Here is a 20814-nt window from a genome sequence, read left to right on the forward strand (position 1 = left end):
CCAGCACTACGACAAGACGTTCCGCGGATCCGCCGCTGTCGCCTGGCGTGCCGGCACGTAGGCCGCGAGGACTCCGACGCCCCACATCACGAGTGCCGTCACCACGAGTACCGCGGGCTCCATCGGCTTCACATGGAAAAGAAGTGACGTCATCACTCGTGACAGCGCTGCCGCGCCGATCACGCCGGCGGCCAGCCCTGAGCTGGTCACGATGAGCCCCTGACGCAGCACCATCGACCGGATAGCCGATGGGCTCGCGCCGAGTGCCATGCGAATTCCGAACTCGCGCGCTCGCAAGCGGACAGCGTACGCGAGCACGCCGTACAGACCAAGGAGGGCGAGCGCGATGGCGACGCCCGCGAAAGCGAGCAGCAGCCGTAGCGTGAACGTCCGCGTTGCGTTGCCTCGGCCGAGGACGTCGTCCAGCGGCGCCGGGTGATACATGACGAGCAGGGGATCGATCCCGCTAACGACACGACGTGAGCTTGCCGCCACGGCGTCGACATTGCCCATCGTCGACACGACTTGGGTGAGCGCCCAATTGCGATCGCCCGCGAATTGCCGGTGCGCGTGATAGAGCGTCGGCTCGACGTGGCCCTCGATGTCGAGTGCGACGTCGGCAACGACACCGATGACGGTCCACGTTATGCCACCCGTGCGCAGCTGCTGCCCGATCGGATCGACGCCAGGAAAAAGCAGTTGTGCGGCCGATTTGCTGATCACCACACGCGGCGGAGCGTGCGCGTCGTCACCCGCCTCGAAGAGCCGGCCCGCCAAACGAGGAACGCCGAGCGCCGCGAAGTAATCGCCGGAGATGACGCGCTGCTCCAGCGATGAGTGATCGATCTTGGTGTTGACCAGCGGACCGGAGAGCGGCCGAGTGCCCCAGGAATTGTAGGAACCGGTCGCGGGCAGCCGCGATGTTCCACCGGCGGCGCGAACGCCAGGCTCGCGCTCGATCGCTGCCGCCAGATCGTCGTAGAATGCGGCGCGTGCGGTCGAGTCGTAGCGGCTCCCAGGCAAGTGTGCCTCGAACGTGAGCACGTCGGCAGAGCGAAAACCAAGGTCCACACGCCGCAGCTGCGCGAAGCTCGAGAGCAAGAGACCCGCACCGACGGCGAGCACGAACGCCAGGGCCACCTGCGCCGCCACGAGCGCTCCACGAAGTCGTACCTGTCCGCGACCGCTCGACGCGCCGCGCCCTTCGCCGCGCAATACGTCTCCCGGACGTGTCCGTGCGGCGCGCACCGCCGGCGCGGCACCGAAGATCAGGGCGCAGAGCGTCGAGAGTGCGATGGAAAACATCAGCAGACGTGGATCCAAAGCCAACGACGAGAGCCGCGGAATGTTGCCGTCCCCCAGCCTAACGATGGCCGCCATGCCCGCCCGTGCCACGGCGAGGCCGGCGACGTCGCCGACGAGCGCGATGACGATGCTCTCGACGAGCATCTGACGAACGATGCGAGCGCGCTGGCCACCGAGTGCCGTGCGGACCGCGAACTCACGCTGCCGTTGGGACCCACGCACGAGCATCAGCGTCGCAATGTTCACGCAGACGATGAGCAGGACGAGCGCGACGGCGCCGAGCATGATCTCCAGTGCGGTGGCCGTCGGTGCGACCATATCGTCCTTGAGCGGATCGAGTCGCGCGCGCGTGTCGCGCGCGTCCGGATACTTGACGCCAAGCCGGGTCGCGAGCGCGGTCAGCTCGGCTTGCGCTGCGCCGATCGACAATGTCGGCCGCAATCGGGCGATGACCGTGAGATAGTGATTGGTCGCGTTCGACGGATCACGGCCTGGATCGAGATTCTCCGGCGTCCACGCATCGGCGCGCGGGACGAGCGGATCGACGAAGCTCGCCGGCATGACGCCCGCAATGCGATACGACGCACCATCCATGACGATCGAGCCGCCAATCGCCGAGGGATCGCCGCGCAACTCCTCCTGCCAGAGGCGATGGCTGATCACCGCGATGCGCGATGGTTGTACCGTCTCGTTCATGCCACCGTGTTCGTCATCGCGCGAGAATGCCCGGCCGAGTGCGGGACGCACACCAAGGACGTCGAAGTAGTCCGCGCTCACGGGCAGCACGCGTATGCGGCGCGCCCGATCCCCACGCCCGATGTCGGCGCCGACGGCGTCGTAGGTCATGACTGCGGCGACCGACGCGAACGACGACATGCCGTCGCGATACTCCAGAAAGTGCACCGGCGTGACGAAGCCGTGGTCGTTAGGCGCGCGCACGTCGGTGTTGTAGAGGCGCACGAGGCGGCCCGGTTGTGAGTACGGAAGCGGCGCGAGTAGCACGGTGTCGACGGCGCTGAAGACCGCGGTCGCACCACCGATCCCGATGGCGAGGGTGAGCACGGCGACGGCGGCGAAGACCGGGTTTCGTCTCAACGTACGAAAAGCGAAACGAACATCGCCGGCACCGTCGAAGAACGCGCGCGTGCGGCGCGCGTCACGCACGTCCTCCTTCACGCGCTCGACGCCGCCGAGCGCCATGACCGCCTGGCGATGCGCCTCGGCGTGGCTCACTCCCGAGCGCCGGCGATACTCCTCCTCCATCTCAACGTGGACGCGAAGCTCCTCCTCGAGCTCGCGATCTTCGGCGCGGCGAAAGACAATCGCCCGAAGGCGCAGCAGCAGATCGGATAGCATGCTCATGCGCCCTCCGACACCCAGAGGCGGACACCCATGATGTGATCGATCGCCGCGGACGCGCGCTCCCACGCCGTGTGCTGCGTGGTGAGCGTCCGTCGGCCGGCAGGGGTGAGCTCGTAGTAACGCGCGCGCCGCCCGTTCTCGGTCACGCGCCAGCTCGTCTTCAACCAGCCGCGCCGGCGCATGCGCACGAGCGCGGGGTAGAGGGATCCCTGGGTGACGAGGAAGACATCGCGCGACATCCATTGAATGCGATGCGCGATTCCCCAACCGTGCATGGGATCGAGGGCGAGCGTCTTGAGAACGAGCATCTCCAGCGTTCCCTGGAGCAGCTCGACGCGGTCGTCGGACACCGTGGGCTCCTTCAGATGGTCTGAAGGTAGACAGCCCCGGTGCCGAAAAGGTTCATAGCGATTTCTTGAAGCCGCGCCACGAAAGGCGCCGGGCGTGTCAAGCGGCGGCGCTGATCAACCGTGCCAGTCCTTTCGGCGCCATTCGCTGCCACTGCCAGCCGACCGTTATCGACACCGGCTCCGAGATCGACGGTGTCGTGCACGTGAGCACGACGTCCTGACCTTGTCGCTCCTCGCCCTTGCCGACGACTGCGATCGTCCACACACGTCCTTCCTCGTCTGTCACCGTGCGGTTGCTCGCCATTGGGCCTCACTCGTTGGTGAAACGACAGGTGCTGCACGGACGACACTCTGTCAATCAGACGACCAACGCGGCGTTTCGTCGCGGCCGCCAGTGGCGCCAGCAAACGCGCCGAGGAAGTTCCACGCCGCGAGGAAGCTTCCAGTGATCGATCCAACGAGCGATGCAGTCGCGAGCGCCGTTAGGCTGGCGGATCGTTGTAGCGACGACGCGGCGTTTCCGGTGTGTATCTCGTAATCTCCCGCGGCGCCGCGTGTCGCAGTAGGTCGATCAAGTGGTCGTCCGGGAGGTCCGGCCAGTCGCGCGGGAACGGCTGGAGATCGATGGTGCGCGCTCCGGCGGTGAAGCGGAGCACTGCACCAACTGCGATGTCCGAATGCGGTGCGATGGCAGCGCTCCAGAGTCTCCCGCCGGGATATCGGAAGCTCCGCACAACCGTAAGATCCGTGATGTCGGCCTTCTCCTCGATGTCGTCGCTCACCTCGATGTCGTCGCTCACCTCGAGTGCGGGCGTCTTCGATCGTGAAGCCTCTCTGTCCATCACGGTTTCGCCCGAGGCTCTTCGTGGCCGTACTGGCTCGGATTCGCGGAGAAGAGCGCGCAGTGCAAGCTCGTCTATGCTCTCCCAATCGCGGGGAAACGGACAGAGCCGTCGTTTCTCGTTACCAGCGGTCGTCTCGAAGACCAGCCAGCCCAGCTGATAACAGTCCGCCAGGTAATCCTCGGCGCGCGTGACTGGGTGTATCGACTCCGGAAGAATGCACCAGACCCGCCACGACCTGCCCTCTTGGTCAAGAAATTCGCGCACTGCCATCGTCGCGCTCTCATCTGGTCGGTTCCTGCCCCGCTCCGAGAATTGCCTAACGCAACCGGCGTGCTCAAGCGCGGCCTCCGACTGCGGCGTCGCTCACAAATCGGACGAAAGCTGGCGGCGATGCGGAGAGTCATTGCAAAGGCGGATGGGACGCGTCCGGACCCTCCTTGAGGCGGCGGCGTTCTGGAGCATTGATCGCTTGGTCGAGCAATTGACATAGTTCGGGTTCTTTCAATTCAGTCCACCGTTCTGGTTGCTTCGGTAGACGGCGGCGCGCGTTGCTCTCGAGCGCCTCGAAGCAAATCCAGCCCTTGTGAAACTCACCGAGATACCGCTCGGCAGTCCGGCTGCGCCGTGCCAGGCCCGGCGTGACCGGCCAGGCGCGCCAGAGTTGGCCCTCGGCGTCACGGAACTCACGCACCTTGGGTACCGGTTCGCCTGTCGCGTTAGGGTCCGCGCCGGTGGGCTGCGTGATTGGCATGGTTGAAGCCGTCCGTTCTGACTTGCGTTGGTCGATGTGACGCCGCAGCGCGATCGTCTGCTCCGCCGCGACGGCGGCGGCAAGCAGTGAATCCTCCAGGCGCCGGATCTCCGAAGTGCTCTCCGTCGAGAGGCCGCTTGCTTCCGCCTCGCAGGCCTCGCGTAAGCGACTTCTCAATGCACCCTCTGCGTCGCGAAGCACGGGCTCGAGTGGGTCCGTAGCGGATTTCTCGTCAGATGGCGACATCGGATATTCTCAATTGCCCTCTCGGTCTCACGGCTCGCGCTCCTGCCCAGCGTGACCCACCTCACGCTCGCAACTGGCGTACCGATCCGAGGCGTGCACTGGCAATCGCCGTCCAGATCGTCAAACGGAGCCATCCGCTCGTTACCGGTGCGAGTCGGCGCGTTTCTTCCGTCTGACCGCGAAAGATCGGAACAGAAGCTTCTGCAATCGCTGATTGTGACATGGTCGAGCCGCGAGCAGATGTCGCCTAAGAGGCCGATGGAAGACAAGCCGGAGCAACAAGATCGTCCGCGAGATGAGCATCGTTCTCGTCTAGCCAGACTCGCGGTCTCGGGTCGCCTATTCCGGTTGCTCGTCGAGAGCGTCACGGACTACGCGATTTTCGTCGTCGATTCCGCCGGCAACGTCCAGAGTTGGAACCCCGGTGCGCAACGACTGAAGGGCTACACTGAAAATGAAATTGTTGGTAAGCACTTTTCCATTTTCTATCCGGAAGCGGACGTCGTCGCACGCAAACCCGCCAAAGAGCTCAAGATCGCATCCGCGGTCGGACGTGTCGAAGACGAGGGATGGCGCATCCGCAAAGACGGTACGCGGTTCTGGGCCAACGTCGTCATCACCGCGCTCCGTGGCGACAGCGGGGAGCTGCTCGGATTCGCGAAGATCACTCGTGATCTCACCGCGAGACGCGACGCCGAGGAACAGGCGCGGTCTCTCGCCGCCGAACGAGCAGCTCGGAGCGAAGCAGAAAAGCATAGACTGGAGCTGCTCCGACTTACGGAGGAGCTTCAGCAGCAGGCGCTCGAGCTCGAAGCCCAGACGGACGAAGCGCAATCGCTGACCGAGGAGCTCGAGCAAACCAACGAAGAGCTACAGCGGCAAGCGGGCGAAGCAGACGCGGCGCGCGAGGCAGCGGAGGCGGCACGTGCCGAAGCCGACCTGGCGAACACGGCGAAGACCGAGTTCCTCGCCGTCATGAGTCACGAGCTACGCACACCCCTCAACGCGATTGCCGGCTACGCGGAACTGTTGCGCATGGGGATTCGTGGTCCCGTCACGAAGGAGCAGCTCGCCGATCTGGATCGCATCGCTCGCAGCGAGCGCACGCTCCTGGCTCTCGTGAATGACATTCTCAATTACGCGCGAATGGAGGCGGGCCAGGTTCACTACGCTGTGGAGCGCGTACTCGTGTCCAACCTTCTCGCCGACATCGAAGCGCTCGTGGGGCCACAGCTTCGCGAGAAGAACCTGCGATTCTCACTTGGCACCTGCGATGGCGACCTGGTGGTCCGTGCTGATGCCGATAAAGCCCGACAGATTCTCGTCAACCTGATGTCGAACGCGGTGAAGTTTACGCCGCCGGGAGGGTCGGTCGAAGTCACGTGTGGGGCCGACGTCCTGAATGCACGGATCACGGTTCGCGATACCGGCGTCGGCATTCCGCCGGAGAAGCTCCAGGTCGTCTTCGAGCCATTTGTGCAGCTCGATCGGAGCCTAACGAGCGCGAGGGAGGGAGCGGGGCTCGGACTTGCAATCAGCCGCGATCTTGCTCTCGCGATGGGGGGTGATCTCGTCGCCGAAAGTACCGTCGGCCGGGGCTCGTCCTTCATTCTCACGCTGCCATTGGCGAGCACATCGCAATTTGCCGACGTCGCACAGCCACAGAGCTCGAGCCGAGATCAGCTGAGGCAATAGCGGCGGCAGCGCATTGGCGCCGGGCGCGAAGATGGTTACCAACTTCGGCGTTACCGAATGAAGTCGAGCACGGCGCTCGCTGCCGCCGAGTGACTGGATATCATGAGTGACAGTTCAGCGTCCCGCCGCAGCGGTCGTTGTCTTCGCTGCGCCTAACGTGCGATCGAAGAATCGTGCCGCCGCACTGTCTGCCGTGATCCACGAAGCGTGGCGAAGAAAGCCGTGGATCTCGTCGGGAAGGACGAGCTCCTCGAACGCGACATCCCGCGCCGCGAGACGACGCGCGAGGTCCACCGTCTGATGGAATCGCACGTTGCGATCGTCGTCGCCCTGGATGAGGAGCACTGGCGACGTCCACGTCTTCACCGCCGAAACGGGCGACGACTGCCAGGCCACCGTGCGCGCGCGATCGAGATCGGGTGGCTCGTTGAAGCGAGCGCCCTCGGCCGCAGCGGCGAAGGTCCGGCCCGCGCCTGACTCGGGCGTCGTGAAGTCGTGCACACCGTGAAGATCGACACCGGCAGCGAAAATGTCGGAGTTTCGACCGAGGGCAAGCGCGGTAAGGAATCCGCCGTACGAGCCGCCCCAGATGCCGATGCGTTTCGCATCGACCTCGGGCAAGGAGCGAAGATACAGGCCGCCGGCCTTCACGTCCTGATACTCCGATGCGCCTAACGCGCCAGCGTGCGCCGGGTGATGGAAGTCGTGCCCATAGCCCACGCCGAGCCGGTAGTTCACCGACAGTACGACGTAGCCGTTGCTCGCGAGGTACTGATTCATCGCGTACGAGTTCGTGTAATAGTCCATGTAGTGCCAGCCGAGGAGCATCTGTCGCGGCGGCCCGCCATGGACGAAAACGACGGCCGGCTTCCGAGCGGTTCCACCGGCGCGCTCGAAGAGCTGTCCGTGTACCATCGTGCCGTCGGCGGCACGGAAGACGACCATCTTCGGCGTCACCAGTTGATCCGTCGGGAAGTCGGGCGGGATGTGATCGGCGGCGATGAGGCGCCGCGCGCCGCCGGCCGCGGGCATCACCGCTGGGAGTGGCGGCCGCTTGGCACCGGCGGCAATGAATACGATTGTCGAGCCATCGCCTGTGACGTTAGGCGTCCACTCCAGTCCGTCGCCAGGCGTGCGCTCGACGGGCTGCGCTCGGTCCACGGGCACGGTGAAGAGGTGTCGCCGGTCGACGTCCTCGCGACCCGCTCCTGTGTTCGCGTTGAAGACGAGATATTTGCGGTCCGGGCTGGGCGCGACGTACTCCACCATGAATTTTCCTGGTGTCAGGAGGAGCGGCGCACCACCGCTCTCGGAGATGGAGTAGAGGTGTGGCCAGCCATCGAGATCGGCGAGGAAGGTGATCCGGTCACCGCTCATCCAATGCAGGTTCGCCTGTCCCTCGCTGGTTGGATAGGAACCATGGAGCGCCTCGGGACTCTTCCAGATCGCGCGGCCTTCGCCGCTATGCGCGTCCGCCGTCCAGATCTGCCAGGGATTCGGATGCAGCTCGAGCAAAGATTGGGGCGCTCCACCCGCGCCGCGCAGCCTAACGAAGGCGACGTGCGCGCCATCGGGCGACCAGCGGGGCACCGCGTCGCGGCTCGTCGACGGCGCGAGCCACAGAATCGGCTCCGTCTCGGAGGTGAAGACGCCGATGAAGCTGTGGTCACCGCGGCTGGAGACGAAGGCGAGACGACTGCCGTCGGGCGACCACTCGGGCGAGTGGCTCGTGCCGCGTGAGAAGAAGAGGCGCTTGCCTGCCGCGCTCCCGTCGATCGGTACGATGAAGATCTGGCCGTTGCTCTCGTAGGCTACGCGGTCACTCCTCGGCGAGATCACCGGTGCGTCACCCTGTGCGAGCAGCTTCGGCACGCCGCCCGCGAAAGAGACAGTCCAGATCTCGACGCGCGGTTGCACGGGACTCGATGTGGGATCGGGCGCGAGGCCGCCCTCGGCGGCCCAGTTGGCGTCGTGATCACCGCCGCGCACGTAGACAACCCACTTGCCATCGGCGGAGATTGAGAGATTTGTCAACTCCTGGCCGTCGTCGTTCGGGTAGTCGGTGAGCTTGCGCGCCTGGAAGTCGGGACCTTCGGCCGCGTACAGGTTCCGGACGCCGCGCTCATCGAAGACCCACGCGATGCGCGACCCGTTCGGCGCGGTTGTCAGTTCGGTCGGATACGGATAGCTGGTGACCTGCTGGATAGTGAACCCAGCGGGTGACGAAGAGGTCTGCGCGACTGCGGGAGCAAAGCCGCCGGCAAGCGCGGCAACCGAGATCGGGGTGAGTACGGCGCGAGTGATGCGGCCGAAGACGACGGGACGGCGACGAGGCATTGAGGGCTCCTGGGGAGAAGCGGGACTCAGCATCGTCGCCTGATGCGCGCGAAGATGCAAGGAGAACCTGCCCTGCGACGGTGACACCAGAGGGGGAGAGCGTCGTCATTTGATACGATCGTCGTTAATCTCACAAGTTGCCGTCTCACCAGCCGCACCAAACAGTGTCTCCGCTCAACATCTTCCAGCGTCTCTCCTCGGCGCCGACGAATCCACATGCACCCGTGGTGCCACGGACCTTCGACGTGGCTGAGCTCTATCGCGGACCTGTGTCTTTGCCGACCGACGATGAGCCAGGCGCAGCGCCGCTCGACGAAAAGTTGCGTCAGGCCTATTTCTGGATCGTCAACACCGCGATCATCAGCCCGCATTACGACATCGAGTACAACGGCGCCCCGCCGCAATCCTTTGCCGTCGGCGATGGCACGAGCCGCCTCACGCTGCCCTCGGCGCAGAGTTACTCCGGCTTCGTCCTTCTCCCGGTGCTGACCTTCGCCACCAGGCGAAAGTGTCTGTTCATCGGCGGTCCTGGGCGAGGGAAGACCGCGAGCGCACTGCTGATGGGCGTCCTCGCCGGCTACTCGGTCCGCGAGGTCCGACGCGCCATGCAGCATGGCCATCCCCAGATGACGATCGCCGATCTCCTCGGCACGCCGCTTCCCGCCGACCTCGTTGCCGCGCAACGTGTCGAGGACATTCGCATCTCGTGGCGCGCGTGGCTTGCTATGCGCGTGAAGATCGTCGATGAGTACAATCGCATCCCGACGCGGACGCAGAGCGCGCTGCTCACGGTGATGGCCGACAACTACGCCGAGGTGCTCGATCACATCTACGAGTGCCCCGAGTCAGCGTGGTTCCTCACGGCGAACGATGATCGCGGCGGCGGAACGTACCAGGTGATCGAAGCACTGCGCGATCGAATCGACGTCGTCGTTCAGGCGCTTGCCTTCAATCCGCGATTCCTCAGCGAGCTGCTCACACGAATCGAGGAGCGCGTGCGGCCGGAAGAAGTCGTACCACGGCAGATCGTCTTCACGGAGAGCGAAATCGATCGCATTCAGGAAGCGATCCTTGCCGTCGAACTTCCGGAGCCGGTCAGGCGACGCCTGGAGTTTTTTGCCAGCCAGTTCGAGCTCTGCGACGTGGCGGCCGAGCAGTTCGAGTACAAGACCAAGGACACGGCGCGATTGGCCGGTGCGGAGTGGCATATGTTGGTCGCGCAGGATACGGGCCGCGATCGGCTCAAGGACCTGGGATGCCAGACGACGAATGGCGTGTCGGTTCGCGCGCTCCAGACGTTGATTCACTACGCGAAGGCGATCGCCTACTTCCGAGGCAACGGGGTGGTCGAGCTCGAGGACGTACGACAGGTCTTGCCGTTCGTGATGCACGACAAGCTCACTCCCGATCCCGACGCGCCTTTCTTCGACGCCGCGGGGAACGCCGCGCTCCGCACCGACCGTATTGGCTGGCTGCGCCGCCTGTTCGATCTGAGTTGCGCCGAGTACGACCAACTCGACCTGGATCGTGATGACGCCGTCGGCGCGCTCCTCGCCGAGTTGCGACGTGGCGTTGATGGTGTGAACGAGCGTCAGGTCCGCGACCGTCTCGTGCGCATCGAGCGCCTGGTCGGAGAGCTCACGAAGGGGCGCAAGCTCTACGGTCATCTCTACGACGATCTCCTCGTGCTCAAGTATCTCCATCAACGCTACACGAACTATCTGCACTGGCTGGAGGCGCGTTAGGCATGGCAGTGAGCGAGCAGTTCGCACGGGTCCTTCGCTCGTCACGCGACGAGCTGAACGCCCGCTTTGTCGCAGCCCGCCAGCAGTATCCAGCCTTGGCCGGCGACGCGTTCATGGCATTCCTGACGAGCGTCGTCGAGCCCCTGATATGCGCCGTCGCCGCTGCGTGCCCGGATCGCTCCGACGCCGTGGCATTCGCCGCGTATGACGTCGCGCTGGAGCTCGTCGGCCAGCGCATCGCCGGTGCGCGCGGCGCGGCCATCGACACCATCTGGAGACGCGTGCTCCCGGCGACGGCGCGGATTGTCGCGATGGAGCCATCGCGCGTGCTCGCCTCGCTCAGCAACGCCGCGCACCAACTGGAGGGGACGCCGGGTGCGAATGTCGGCGGGTGGGTGGACAACATGTCGCGACTCGCCCCCGAGTGCTCGAGCGTCGACGAGCTGCTGCGGGTCGGTCAGGTTGCAGCCTGGCGCGCCGGGATGTCGCACTTTCGGCGGGGCGCGATCGGCGCCGCAGCCGCGCTCCCGGAGCCGCTTGCGCTGGCGGCCGTGGGTGCTTCGGCATCGTGCCGATGGCCCGCAATCGAGGCGGGTCTTCTCGGCAGCGAATGGTTCGACCCCTCGCGACCTGACGACCGTCGCGTGAGCGGCAATGGTGACCTGCTTCGCGCAATAGCGACGGTCGGCGCGTTTCGCGGATTCGGCGGGGTCTTTGTCGACCCGCCACGAGTGACGTATGGCGCGGGGCACTTTCACGTGTCGAGCGGCGATGAGACGTGGTTGCTGACCGCCGATTTATACGGCGCGACACTGCATCGCGTTGGGCCTAACGACGTACAGCTGCCGAAGCCCCTTGCATCGTTGCCGCGCGGCGTCCGGGTTCCGGAGGGGCCTGGAACAGTCACCAGCGCCGCGTTCAGCGAGACGACGCTCGCGGTGACCTGGTCGCTGACCCACCAGGTCACGCTCCTGGCTCTCGCGTGAGTATGCTTCCCGGACTCGGCGCGACTTCGCGAGGCGATGTTGACGCCTTGCACCAACGTTGGAAGAGTGCATGGCCCGAGGCGCTCGCCGCATGGAGCCGATTCACGCGTCTACGTCCACCGACGTTCTGCCTGACGGCGAAGCAGGCAGAGACGGAGGGCCTCACCGGAAGCTTCGCGATGATTCGGCTCGTCGACCAAGCCGTGGTCGTGAGCTTGCCGGCGGTCGCGGCCTCCGGAGTTGAATTGTTCGCCGTCGAGGTGCTCGCGCATGAGATTGGCCATCACGTGCTCGCGCCGGCAACGCTCAACGATCACGCGCGGTCACTCGCGCGCATGCGACGCTCGCTCCCGACGGTGGAACGGCACGCGCCCATGATCGCGAACCTCTATACGGATCTCCTCATCAACGATCGCCTGCAGCGCAGCGCCGGGCTACACCTGTCGAGCGTGTATCGAGCATTGGCGCGTGGGGAAGAAAGCTCGCCAAAAGAGGGTGGTACGCTGTGGACGCTGTACCTGCGCATCTACGAAATTCTCTGGAGCCTCGAGCGCGGTTCATTAGGCGGCACCACGCCGGACGATCGCATCGAGCGCGACGCCTGGCTCGCCGCGCGTCTCGTGCGCAGCTATGCACACCAATGGCTCGATGGCTCCGGCCGATTCGCGGCACTGCTGCTCACCTACCTGCTCGAGGATACCGCGTCCGAGTCGCTCATCCGGCCGCTCCTCGATACAGGGCGCGCAGGGGTCGGAGGCGATCCCGCCGGTCTCAGTGAAATAGATCCGGAGGAAGAGCGAGGCGCGATCCATCCGGCCGCCGATGCCGCGCTCACGGGCGATGCTGATGATGAAGAAATCGCTCCTGAGGAAGCCGGGGAGGCAGCTCCGAAAGGCTCAGCTGCGAACGCACCGCCGCGCGGACAAGCGCGCGAGCCGTTCGAGTATGGCGAGATCCTGAAGGCCAGCGGCGTTAGGCTTACCGAACATCAAGCCGCGGTGCGTTATTATAGAGAGCGCGCGATACCGAATCTGGTGCGCTATCCGAGCCGCCGCGCACCAGAGTCCGAAGAACCATTGCCCGAAGGCCTCGAACCTTGGGATCTCGGAAGCTCGCTGGACGAGATCGACTGGCTTCAGAGCATTCTTGTCAGTCCGCGAGTCGTTCCGGGCATAACGACGGTGCAGCGGGTATGGGGAACGACGGAAGGCGCCGAGCCACGCCGCATACCGCTCGATCTCGACATTTACGTGGATAGCTCCGGCTCGATGGCGAATCCGCAACGTCAGGTGTCTTATCCGGCGCTGGCTGGTGCGATCGTTTGTCTGTCGGCGTTACGTGCCGGCGCGCGGGTCCAAGCGACGCTCTGGAGCGGCGCGCACCAGGTCCTCACGACGCAAGGCTTCGTTCGCGACCAGGAGAAGGTGCTCAGCGTTCTCACCGGCTACCTCGGCGGTGGAACCGCGTTTCCAATTCATCTGCTGCGCGAGACGTATGCGGCACGCCGCGCGGAAGCGCTGCTCCGGCCGACGGCCATTCTCGTTGTTTCGGACGACGGGGTAACGACGATGTTCGCGAATGATGAACAGGGCCGCAGCGGATGGGCAGTTGCCGCCGAGTCACTCGCGCGCGCTGGCGGAGGCGGTACCTTCGTGCTAAACCTTCCCGCGGCTCGGCAAGAAGACCCCGATCTCACACGGGCACGACGCGAAGGATGGCACATCCATCGCGTCTCGTCGTGGGAGAATCTCCTGGAGTTCGCCCGAGAGTTCAGCATTCGCGCATATGGCGACGAAGCTCGAAGCGACACTTCGCCTCGGCGGTGAGCAGTGATCGTCGTCTGGCGGATTACCGAGCGATGCAACCTCGCATGCGGCTTTTGCGCCTACGATCGCCGCCTCGAACGTTCGCGACAGAGCGCCGATCGCGGGACAGTGCTTGCGTTTGGATCGGCGCTCGCGGCATATCAACGCGCCGCGGGTGACCAAGTGCTCGTGAGCTGGTTGGGGGGTGAGCCGCTGCTGTGGACGCAGCTCGAAGGCTTGACGATCCCTTTCGTACGCGAGCTCGGACTTCGCGTCAGCGTCACGACCAACGGCACTGCGCTCGCGTCCGGGCGCGTATGTGAGCACATCCTCGAGTACTACGACGAGCTCACCGTCAGCGTCGACGGGCTCGGTGAGGCCCATGACCGAGTGCGGGGGTGGGTTGGCGGATTTGCCGTGCTGCGCCGCGTCGTGCCGTTGCTAGCCGCAGGGAGGAAACGCGGCGCAACCCCACGTCTGCGAGTGAACGTGGTGCTCATGCGCGACAACGTCCACGAGTTCGCACAGCTATGTCTCGAGCTGGCGACGTGGGGCATCGATGAGATCACGTTCAATCAATTGGGAGGCAACGACCGCCCCGAATTCTGGGTCGAGCACCACCTGTTGCCGAGCGACGTCGACCGTCTCGCTTGCGATATCCCGATGCTACGCGAGCGGCTCGCCGCATGCGGCGTGACATTGCGCGGGGGAGACCGCTACCTGGAGCGTATCAGAAGCTCCGCTGAAGGCCGACGTCTGCCTGTGCGCGACTGCGGACCTGGCGAGCGCTTCCTCTTTGTGGGTGAGCGTGGACTCATTGCGCCCTGCAGCTTTACCAGCGATGAATTCGGCGTGCCCATTTCGGAGTTGTCAGGCGCGGAGGATATCGCGTCGTTGCCGGCGCGGTTCGCCACGATGCGCAGCCGACGATCGATGCCGCCCGCTGTCTGCGGCGATTGCCCGAGCACGCAGGTGTTCGACAAGTTCCAAAGCGCTTAATGCATAGATGCTAAATCGCCTCGGTCGTGAAGGACCTCCCTTGGCGTCGCTGTTGCATCGCGTCGCAGACACGCCCAAGGACTTTCTCGCCGAGCCGCACCTTCGCGGGGCAGGAAGGATTCATGTCGCCGCCGTCGTCGGCGACCTGTTGGCATCGCGCGGCGCCGCGGTCAGCGCCGGCGATCTCGAGTCGTTTTCGGGGAAGGGAGCCGGTGGCCGCAACGAGCTGGCTGTGACACTGCTTCTCTGCTGGTTATTGGCGGATCCGTGGTTCGCATCCGCGGCACCGACAAAGCTCGAGCTTCTTCGGCTGCTCGGCGAGGGCGCCTCCGAGCTTGCCGCCTCAACGCCGGCTCGCAAGTTCATCGACGACCCCGACCGTCGCGAAGAGCTCGTCCGTGTAACGCTTGCCGCGATCGGTTGCCGACCCGCTGGTGAATCGGAGGCGCAAGCCGAGGATCGCCTAACGAGCCTCAGCTCCGCCGAGCGTGCGCGGATCGTCGAGGCAGCTCGTGCGGCCGAGCTTCGCGCGCGGAAGATCCGTGAGGCGCTGCGAAAGAAGGTCGCCGAGGAATCCGCCGACAAGTGGACGCGCGAGTGACCAACGAGATCGTCACGGACGCAGATCGATACCCTACTCTGACCGATGCGGGGCGGACGATGTTGCGATTTCTGCGCGAGCACGCGCACGCGCCGATCTATCGCAACGAGAGTGGAAACCGCCTCACCGCGGCTGACGTCGAGCGGGTGCGTATCTTCGAAGGCGAGGTGCTCGCCGCCGATGTCGGATGGGTCGCGGGCGATGAGCCTTCGTGGAGTCAGGAGTTCATGGAGCGCTGCTACGCCGACGTACCATTCTATCGGCGCCTCGGCGCGCCGCCGCCGCGACTCCGTGACATACCGACAATATCACGCGCCGACCTCGCGCTCGACATCGCTCAGTTCGTTCCCGACCACGTTTCGGTAGATCGGTTGATCAACTTCAGAACGAGCGGAACGACCGGGCATCCGCTGCTGCTCGCCTCGCATCCGGTAGTGGCGGCGAGCTATCTGTCTTTTCACAAACGCGCACTGCGGCGCTTTGGCATCGAGCTGCGTCACGGCCAGGGACAGATTGGCGTCGTCCTGCTCGGTCATCAACGCGAGTGCTTCACCTATGTATCGGTTACTCCTACAATGGGGGAATCGGGACTGGCGAAGATCAACTTGCACGAGCGCGACTGGCGCGACGCCGATGATCGCGCAAAGTATCTCGACGCGCTTGCGCCGGAGGTGATCGCAGGCGATCCAATCTCATTCGACGAGCTGCTGCGCATTGGCGCGAGTGTCCGACCGCGCGCGCTGCTCTCGACGTCGATGGCGCTCTCGGTTGTGCTGCGCAAGAGTCTCGAGGAGTACTTCGGTTGCGTCGTGCTCGATCTGTACTCGTTGAACGAGGCGGGCCCGGTTGCGGTGTTCGATGAGCGTGCAGGAGGACACGTGCTTCTCCAGCACCGGCTCTTCGTCGAGCTGGTCGACGGTGAAGGCGCTCGAGTCGCGCCGGGCGAGCGCGGCGAGATCACGCTCACTGGCGGCTTCAATTTCTGTCTGCCGTTGCTGCGGTACCGCACGGGAGACTTCGCGTCGCTCCGCTTTGATTCCGGCGAACCGGTGCTCGTCGGTCTCTCGGGACGACCTCCAGTGCGCTTCCGCACGATGCGCGGTGATTGGATCAACAACATCGAGGTGACGCACGCCCTTCGCCACTTTCCGCTTGCGCAGTTCGTGCTGCACCAGGCCGTAGACGGCGCGCTTCGTCTTCGCCTTGCGGAATCGTACCGCGACGATGCTGACGTCCATGAGGTGCTGCGCACGCTGTTCGGCGCCGGTCAGATCGTCCAGATCGATCATGTGCGCGACTTCGGCGGCAAGGTCGTGCAGTACACGTCGGACGTTCCGGGAGCGCAGCCCTGACTGCACGTCGTTTTCGGCGCGGACTCGTCGTCGGAAAGTTCTCGCCGCTGCATCGAGGACACGAGCTCGTCATCGAGCGAGCGCTCGCGCTCTGCGACGACGTGGTCGTCATCAGCTACTCGAAGCCGGAGTTGCCGGGTTGCGCGCCTGAACGGCGCGAGCGGTGGCTTGCCACGCGCTTTCCGCAAACGCGCCGGCTCGTCGTGAGCGATGGGTCGCTGGCGTCGCATCGTGACAGGTCGCAGTTCGGCGAGATGCCACCTAACGATGCCGATGCGGACACCCACCGGCGCTTCGTCGCATACTTGTGCCGGTGCGTGCTCGACGTGGAGATCGACGCTGTCTTTACCAGTGAGGGCTACGGTGATGGCTTCGCCGCGACGCTCGAGGCAGAGCAACGACGCCATCGTCGCGATGCGCCTTCGGTCACGCACCTTTGCGTGGATATCGATCGGCAGATCGTGCCCGTCTCCGCCACGATGATCCGCGCCGACGTGCACGCGCATCGGCACTCTCTCTCGCCGGAGGTCTACGCGTCATTCGTGAAACGCGTGTGCATCCTCGGCGGCGAGTCGAGTGGCAAGAGCACGCTCGCCGAGCGGCTCGCCGCGGCTCTCGACACGGTGTACGTCCCCGAGTATGGCCGAGAGCTTTGGGAGCGACAGCGCGGCCTGCTCGCGTTCGATGACCTGTGCGCGATTGGCGAGCGACAGGTCGCGCTGGAGGAAGAAGCGACAACGCGCGCGCGCGAGTTTCTAATTTGCGATACGTCGCCGCTCACCACGCTGTTTTACAGTCGGCACCTCTTCGGCCGTGCCGATCCGACTCTCGAATGCCTCGCGGCGTCGACGCGGTACGATGTCAGCGTGCTCTGCGCGCCGGATTTTCCGTTCGCCCAGGACGGTACGCGACAGGACGACGCGTTTCGGCTGCGCCAGCACGAGTGGTACGCCGCCGAGTTGACAGCGCGCCGCGACGTGTGGCTCGTCGTCGAAGGTGCCGTCGATCAACGCGTACAAGCTGTCGCCGCGTTTCTCCGGCTACCGATGACCGGCGAGAGCCCGACACGAAGTCCACTGAGCCGGCTGTCCAACCGATGACACCAACGTCCAGCGCACCATCGACACGGTGGACATCCTCGCCGCACACTCGACGGCAGATGCACGGAGCCGCTTTCGCCACGCTGGCTGTGGTCGCAATCGCCTTGGCTGTGGCCGCGTTCCTACCCGTCCGGACGACCGATCTCGGTGCGCATCCGAAGCCGATGAGCGAATACGAATCAGCCACGGCGGAGATCGGGCGCCGCGAACAAACGGATGCGCGTGTCGCGGCGTCGAGCGGGCGTTCGATTCTTCTCGCGCACGGCCGGCGGACGCCCATCGCCGTGCTGTTGTTGCATGGCTACACGAACTCGCCGTTACAATTCGATTCGCTCGGCCGGATCTTGTATGCCGAGGGAGACAACGTCTACATCCCACGCCTTCCACATCACGCGCTTGCTGCCGATGGGTCGGCGGCGCTCTCCCAGATACTGGCGACCGAACTGCGAGCGGCGGCCGACTCGGCGGTCGATGTGACTGACGGGTTGGGCGACACCGTCGTCGTGGTCGGATTGAGCTTGGGTGGAACGATGGCATCGTGGATCGCTCAGTATCGACCAGACGTACGCCGAGCAGTGATCGTCGCCCCACTCATGGCCCTCGCGCGGGTCCCGTCCGCACTCGAGATGCCACTCGTGAATCTCGCGGTGCGCATGCCTAACGTGATGCGTTCGGACGCCCAGGACGCGCGCGAGCCAGACCGCGACCAAGGTTGGAGCTCGCATAGCCTTGGACAGATCCTGCGACTCGGACTCGTTGTGCAAAGGGCTTCCGTTGATACCGCACCGGCCAGCAGAGAAATGGATATGCTGCTGAATGGCCACGATCATAGCATCTCGCCGCGTCCCGTGCTCGCGGTCGCACGTCGGTGGCGTAGCCATGGCGCAACCGTGCACGTGTATCAGCTGTCAACGAGCCTCGGGCTCCCGCATGACGTCATCGATCCTCGACAACGCGTGCGACGTCTGGACGTCGTCTATCCTGCGATCGTCGCGCTCCTGCGCGGCGATCGTCCGCTGGGTGGGAATATCGAGGAGATGTCCTTCGCGCGCTGACATTGCTTGCGCGAATGGCGGCAGGATTCCCGCGAGCCTCGTTATGGACGGACGTCGAGGCGCATAACGGATTCCCGCTCCGCAGCGCTCAGGCAGTCAGGCTGCGGCTAGTCTGCTCGTGAAGGAGTCGCAGATGATCGATGACCAACGCGGCCAGGGACAGCGAGGTGTATCGGCGACTCGGTTCCTCCTGGGCGCACCACATCCAATCCATCTCGGACGTGGCCTCTGCGACGAACACGCTCTCGGAGAGTGCTTGTGCCGAACGTGTCGGGACGTTCGCGCGCTCCGGCTGCTGCCGGAGGTTTGGCGCGACGTTACCACGCCAGTGTATGATGAGCAGCTCACCTTCCGCCGAGTCGCGGCGACTGCGAATGAAGGCGACGGTGAGCGCGCACGGCCCGACCTGAAGGATGCAGCGATCGGGCGAGCGGCGCACGTCGATCTTGCAGTCGACGAGATCGCCGAACGAGCCCGCGGCCCTCTCGGCGATCTCGTCACCCAGCCGCGCGAACTCACGTGCGTACGCGCCTAACGCGCGCCCGGAGCTGAGAAATGGCTGGCCGTGCTGTTGTCCGTCATCCATGAGGCATCTGCGGCAGGAGCGAACCGTTCACTGCGCGGCAGCCGAGTGTCACGAGCGCAGTCGCTTCACGTGCTCCGCGGCCGGACCCTTCTGTCCCTGGACCACATCGAATTCGACGGCTTCGCCCTCGGTGAGCGACTTGTAGCCATCACCCTCGATGGCGGAATGATGCACGAAGCAGTCTTTCTGTCCATCCGCGCGCGTGATGAAGCCGAACCCTTTCGCATCGTTGAACCACTTCACGGTACCGGTCGTTCGCATGTCTTCAGCTCCAATTGTGATAACGGTGCTGGCTGGTGCGGACGGGAAGCCCCGATACCATACAAACCAACGCCTCGCGCGTGTGTCGATGCCCTCGCGCAGGGACGCCGCCGCTCGGCGGCAAAATCAAAACAAAGGGGCCCGCTCGCATTTGGCAGGCCCCAGATCGGTCGGAACTTGTCCACGCGCTTCGCGCGCGTATGTCGCTGGCGAGGAGTATAGCACGCGGGCACGAGATTCGCAACGGCCACACGCCGCGCGCGTCACGGGGCGTAGCCGGTCGGTTTGGAGCGGATCGATCGGCAGACCTAACGAGTGGAATGCCTACGCGCGAAGGACCGCGAGGCAATACGCCAGGGAGCGGCGCCACCGCACCAGACCGACGGAAGTTCCTGCCAGAGTGGGTGCGTATATGTCTTGACACGCATATGCTCTGTGGCGTATATTAGCGACCATGGCATCAGTCTTCGAAATCATCGCGGAGCCGAACCGCCGCGCGATATTGGGCCTCCTCGTTTCGTCACAGCAGTCCGTTGGCGACATCGAGCGCCGGCTGCGGATGCCGCAGCCGACCGTGTCAAAGCACCTGCGAGTGCTGCGCGAGGCGGGGTTCGTGGAATCCACCGTGGACGCACAGCGCCGTCTCTACCGCCTCAGGCCGGAGCCACTGCAAGAGGTGGACGCCTGGCTCGCTCCGTTCCGTCAGTTCTGGTCCGCTCACGTGGATGCGCTCGAGCGCCACCTCGCTCGGACCGATCGGGTGACACCGAAGAAGAAAACGAACACAAGGAGAAGAAGATGACCACTCGCGATCAGTACACGCCCGGGCCGGCCAGCGGCGCCGAGGTGCGAAAGGACGGGGAAAAGTGGACGCTCATTCTTGTCAGAGAACTGCGCCACTCGCCCGAGAAAGTCTGGCAGGCACTGACCGATCCGGCGCAGCTGCGCGAGTGGGCGCCGTTTGACGTAGATGGGAGCCTGGGCACCGCTGGAAGCACAGTGAAGATCGCCGTGGTGGGAGCGCCCACGCCGCAGGTGTCCGAGACGGCCGTCAAACGAGCCGACGCGCCCAAAGTGCTCGAGTACGACTGGGGCGGCAACGATCTCCGGTGGGAACTCGAACCCGTGGACGGCGGGACGCGCCTGACGCTGTGGCACAGCATCGATCGCCGCTTCATCTCCATGGGTGCTGCCGGGTGGCACGTTTCTTTCGATGTTCTGGATCACCTTCTCAGCGGAAATCCCATCGGCCGTATCGTGGGTGGTGATGCAATGAAGTTCAGCGGCTGGCAGCGGCTGAATGCGGAGTACGCCCAGCAGTTCGGTGTCGAAGTGCCGAGCTGGCCGCCTCAGGCGGCTCAAGAGTCGTGAGGGATCGGAGAGAACATGAAGCCAGCAAGTCCGAATAGCGGGACCGCCGCCACGAACATCAC

General features: G+C 64.8%; 19 protein-coding genes. 11 read left to right on the forward strand and 8 right to left on the reverse strand.

What is annotated here, in order from left to right; genetic code table 11:
* Nucleotides 1-6 precede the first annotated feature (6 nt).
* The 5 genes from VGH98_09060 to VGH98_09080 all read right to left on the reverse strand — a co-directional run bounded on the left by VGH98_09060 (nt 7) and on the right by VGH98_09080 (nt 4859).
* The gene (locus tag VGH98_09060) at nt 7-2667 is read right to left on the reverse strand and encodes an ABC transporter permease (GenBank protein HEY2376109.1); all 2661 of its coding nucleotides are present in this window, start codon (nt 2665-2667) and stop codon (nt 7-9) included.
* Entirely contained in the window at nt 2664-3017 is a 354-nt protein-coding gene (locus tag VGH98_09065) for a PadR family transcriptional regulator (GenBank protein HEY2376110.1), read from the reverse strand. The genes VGH98_09060 and VGH98_09065 overlap by 4 nt, the downstream gene beginning before the upstream one ends.
* Before the next feature lie 97 nt (nt 3018-3114).
* A complete protein-coding gene (locus VGH98_09070) occupies nt 3115-3321 on the reverse strand; it encodes a hypothetical protein (protein ID HEY2376111.1) in 207 nt (68 codons plus the stop codon).
* Between the two features lie 178 nt (nt 3322-3499).
* A complete protein-coding gene (locus VGH98_09075; GenBank protein HEY2376112.1) occupies nt 3500-3862 on the reverse strand; it encodes a hypothetical protein in 363 nt (120 codons plus the stop codon).
* Nucleotides 3863-4262: 400 nt separating this feature from the next.
* The gene (locus VGH98_09080) at nt 4263-4859 is read right to left on the reverse strand and encodes a hypothetical protein (protein ID HEY2376113.1); all 597 of its coding nucleotides are present in this window, start codon (nt 4857-4859) and stop codon (nt 4263-4265) included.
* Nucleotides 4860-5099: 240 nt separating this feature from the next.
* Here VGH98_09080 and VGH98_09085 point away from each other — a divergent pair, with 240 nt between their 5' ends.
* A complete protein-coding gene (locus VGH98_09085) occupies nt 5100-6554 on the forward strand; it encodes a PAS domain-containing sensor histidine kinase (GenBank protein ID HEY2376114.1) in 1455 nt (484 codons plus the stop codon).
* 114 nt (nt 6555-6668) lie between these two features.
* Here VGH98_09085 and VGH98_09090 read toward each other — a convergent pair whose 3' ends face one another.
* Nucleotides 6669-8891, reverse strand: a complete 2223-nt coding sequence (locus tag VGH98_09090; GenBank protein HEY2376115.1) for a prolyl oligopeptidase family serine peptidase — start codon at nt 8889-8891, stop codon at nt 6669-6671.
* A gap of 164 nt (nt 8892-9055) precedes the next feature.
* On the opposite strand from VGH98_09090, the gene VGH98_09095 reads away from it, so the two are divergent.
* The 8 genes from VGH98_09095 to VGH98_09130 are packed head-to-tail and all read left to right on the forward strand — an operon-like array spanning nt 9056 to nt 18534.
* Nucleotides 9056-10636: an AAA family ATPase gene (locus tag VGH98_09095; protein ID HEY2376116.1), complete on the forward strand. Its 1581-nt coding sequence runs from the start codon at nt 9056-9058 to the stop codon at nt 10634-10636.
* 2 nt (nt 10637-10638) lie between these two features.
* A complete protein-coding gene (locus VGH98_09100; protein ID HEY2376117.1) occupies nt 10639-11622 on the forward strand; it encodes a hypothetical protein in 984 nt (327 codons plus the stop codon).
* Nucleotides 11619-13448, forward strand: coding sequence for a hypothetical protein (locus VGH98_09105; protein HEY2376118.1), 1830 nt, complete (start codon nt 11619-11621; stop codon nt 13446-13448). The genes VGH98_09100 and VGH98_09105 overlap by 4 nt, the downstream gene beginning before the upstream one ends.
* 3 nt (nt 13449-13451) lie before the next feature.
* Nucleotides 13452-14426: a radical SAM protein gene (locus VGH98_09110; protein HEY2376119.1), complete on the forward strand. Its 975-nt coding sequence runs from the start codon at nt 13452-13454 to the stop codon at nt 14424-14426.
* A 40-nt stretch (nt 14427-14466) separates the two neighbouring features.
* A complete protein-coding gene (locus VGH98_09115; protein HEY2376120.1) occupies nt 14467-15027 on the forward strand; it encodes a hypothetical protein in 561 nt (186 codons plus the stop codon).
* Nucleotides 15024-16379: a hypothetical protein gene (locus VGH98_09120; GenBank protein HEY2376121.1), complete on the forward strand. Its 1356-nt coding sequence runs from the start codon at nt 15024-15026 to the stop codon at nt 16377-16379. The genes VGH98_09115 and VGH98_09120 overlap by 4 nt, the downstream gene beginning before the upstream one ends.
* The gene (locus VGH98_09125) at nt 16376-17479 is read left to right on the forward strand and encodes an AAA family ATPase (GenBank protein HEY2376122.1); all 1104 of its coding nucleotides are present in this window, start codon (nt 16376-16378) and stop codon (nt 17477-17479) included. Before VGH98_09120 ends, VGH98_09125 begins: the two co-directional genes overlap by 4 nt.
* 59 nt (nt 17480-17538) lie before the next feature.
* On the forward strand, nt 17539-18534 hold the full coding sequence (locus VGH98_09130) for an alpha/beta fold hydrolase (GenBank protein HEY2376123.1): 996 nt from the start codon (nt 17539-17541) through the stop codon (nt 18532-18534).
* 88 nt (nt 18535-18622) lie between these two features.
* On the opposite strand, the gene VGH98_09135 is transcribed toward VGH98_09130, so the two are convergent.
* Together VGH98_09135 and VGH98_09140 are read right to left on the reverse strand one after the other, a co-directional pair.
* Nucleotides 18623-19120, reverse strand: coding sequence for a hypothetical protein (locus VGH98_09135; protein ID HEY2376124.1), 498 nt, complete (start codon nt 19118-19120; stop codon nt 18623-18625).
* A gap of 48 nt (nt 19121-19168) precedes the next feature.
* A complete protein-coding gene (locus VGH98_09140; GenBank protein HEY2376125.1) occupies nt 19169-19381 on the reverse strand; it encodes a cold shock domain-containing protein in 213 nt (70 codons plus the stop codon).
* 454 nt (nt 19382-19835) lie between these two features.
* Between VGH98_09140 and VGH98_09145 the strand changes: the two genes are divergently transcribed.
* Together VGH98_09145 and VGH98_09150 are read left to right on the forward strand one after the other, a co-directional pair.
* A complete protein-coding gene (locus tag VGH98_09145; GenBank protein HEY2376126.1) occupies nt 19836-20183 on the forward strand; it encodes a metalloregulator ArsR/SmtB family transcription factor in 348 nt (115 codons plus the stop codon).
* Nucleotides 20180-20752, forward strand: coding sequence for an SRPBCC family protein (locus VGH98_09150; protein HEY2376127.1), 573 nt, complete (start codon nt 20180-20182; stop codon nt 20750-20752). The genes VGH98_09145 and VGH98_09150 overlap by 4 nt, the downstream gene beginning before the upstream one ends.
* The last annotated feature ends 62 nt before the right edge of the window (nt 20753-20814 follow it).

It is taken from the genome of Gemmatimonadaceae bacterium, from assembly GCA_036496605.1.
Taxonomy (GTDB): domain Bacteria; phylum Gemmatimonadota; class Gemmatimonadetes; order Gemmatimonadales; family Gemmatimonadaceae; genus AG2.

Bases quoted from the DNA above. Each gene is read 5' to 3' on its own strand.
- VGH98_09060 (HEY2376109.1), bottom strand. From the start codon at position 2,667: ATGAGCATGCTATCCGATCTGCTGCTGCGCCTTCGGGCGATTGTCTTT.
- VGH98_09070 (HEY2376111.1), bottom strand. From the start codon at position 3,321: ATGGCGAGCAACCGCACGGTGACAGACGAGGAAGGACGTGTGTGGACG.
- VGH98_09080 (HEY2376113.1), bottom strand. From the start codon at position 4,859: ATGTCGCCATCTGACGAGAAATCCGCTACGGACCCACTCGAGCCCGTG.
- VGH98_09085 (HEY2376114.1), top strand. From the start codon at position 5,100: ATGTCGCCTAAGAGGCCGATGGAAGACAAGCCGGAGCAACAAGATCGT.
- VGH98_09090 (HEY2376115.1), bottom strand. From the start codon at position 8,891: ATGCCTCGTCGCCGTCCCGTCGTCTTCGGCCGCATCACTCGCGCCGTA.
- VGH98_09100 (HEY2376117.1), top strand. From the start codon at position 10,639: ATGGCAGTGAGCGAGCAGTTCGCACGGGTCCTTCGCTCGTCACGCGAC.
- VGH98_09130 (HEY2376123.1), top strand. From the start codon at position 17,539: ATGCACGGAGCCGCTTTCGCCACGCTGGCTGTGGTCGCAATCGCCTTG.
- VGH98_09135 (HEY2376124.1), bottom strand. From the start codon at position 19,120: ATGGATGACGGACAACAGCACGGCCAGCCATTTCTCAGCTCCGGGCGC.
- VGH98_09140 (HEY2376125.1), bottom strand. From the start codon at position 19,381: ATGCGAACGACCGGTACCGTGAAGTGGTTCAACGATGCGAAAGGGTTC.
- VGH98_09145 (HEY2376126.1), top strand. From the start codon at position 19,836: ATGGCATCAGTCTTCGAAATCATCGCGGAGCCGAACCGCCGCGCGATA.
- VGH98_09150 (HEY2376127.1), top strand. From the start codon at position 20,180: ATGACCACTCGCGATCAGTACACGCCCGGGCCGGCCAGCGGCGCCGAG.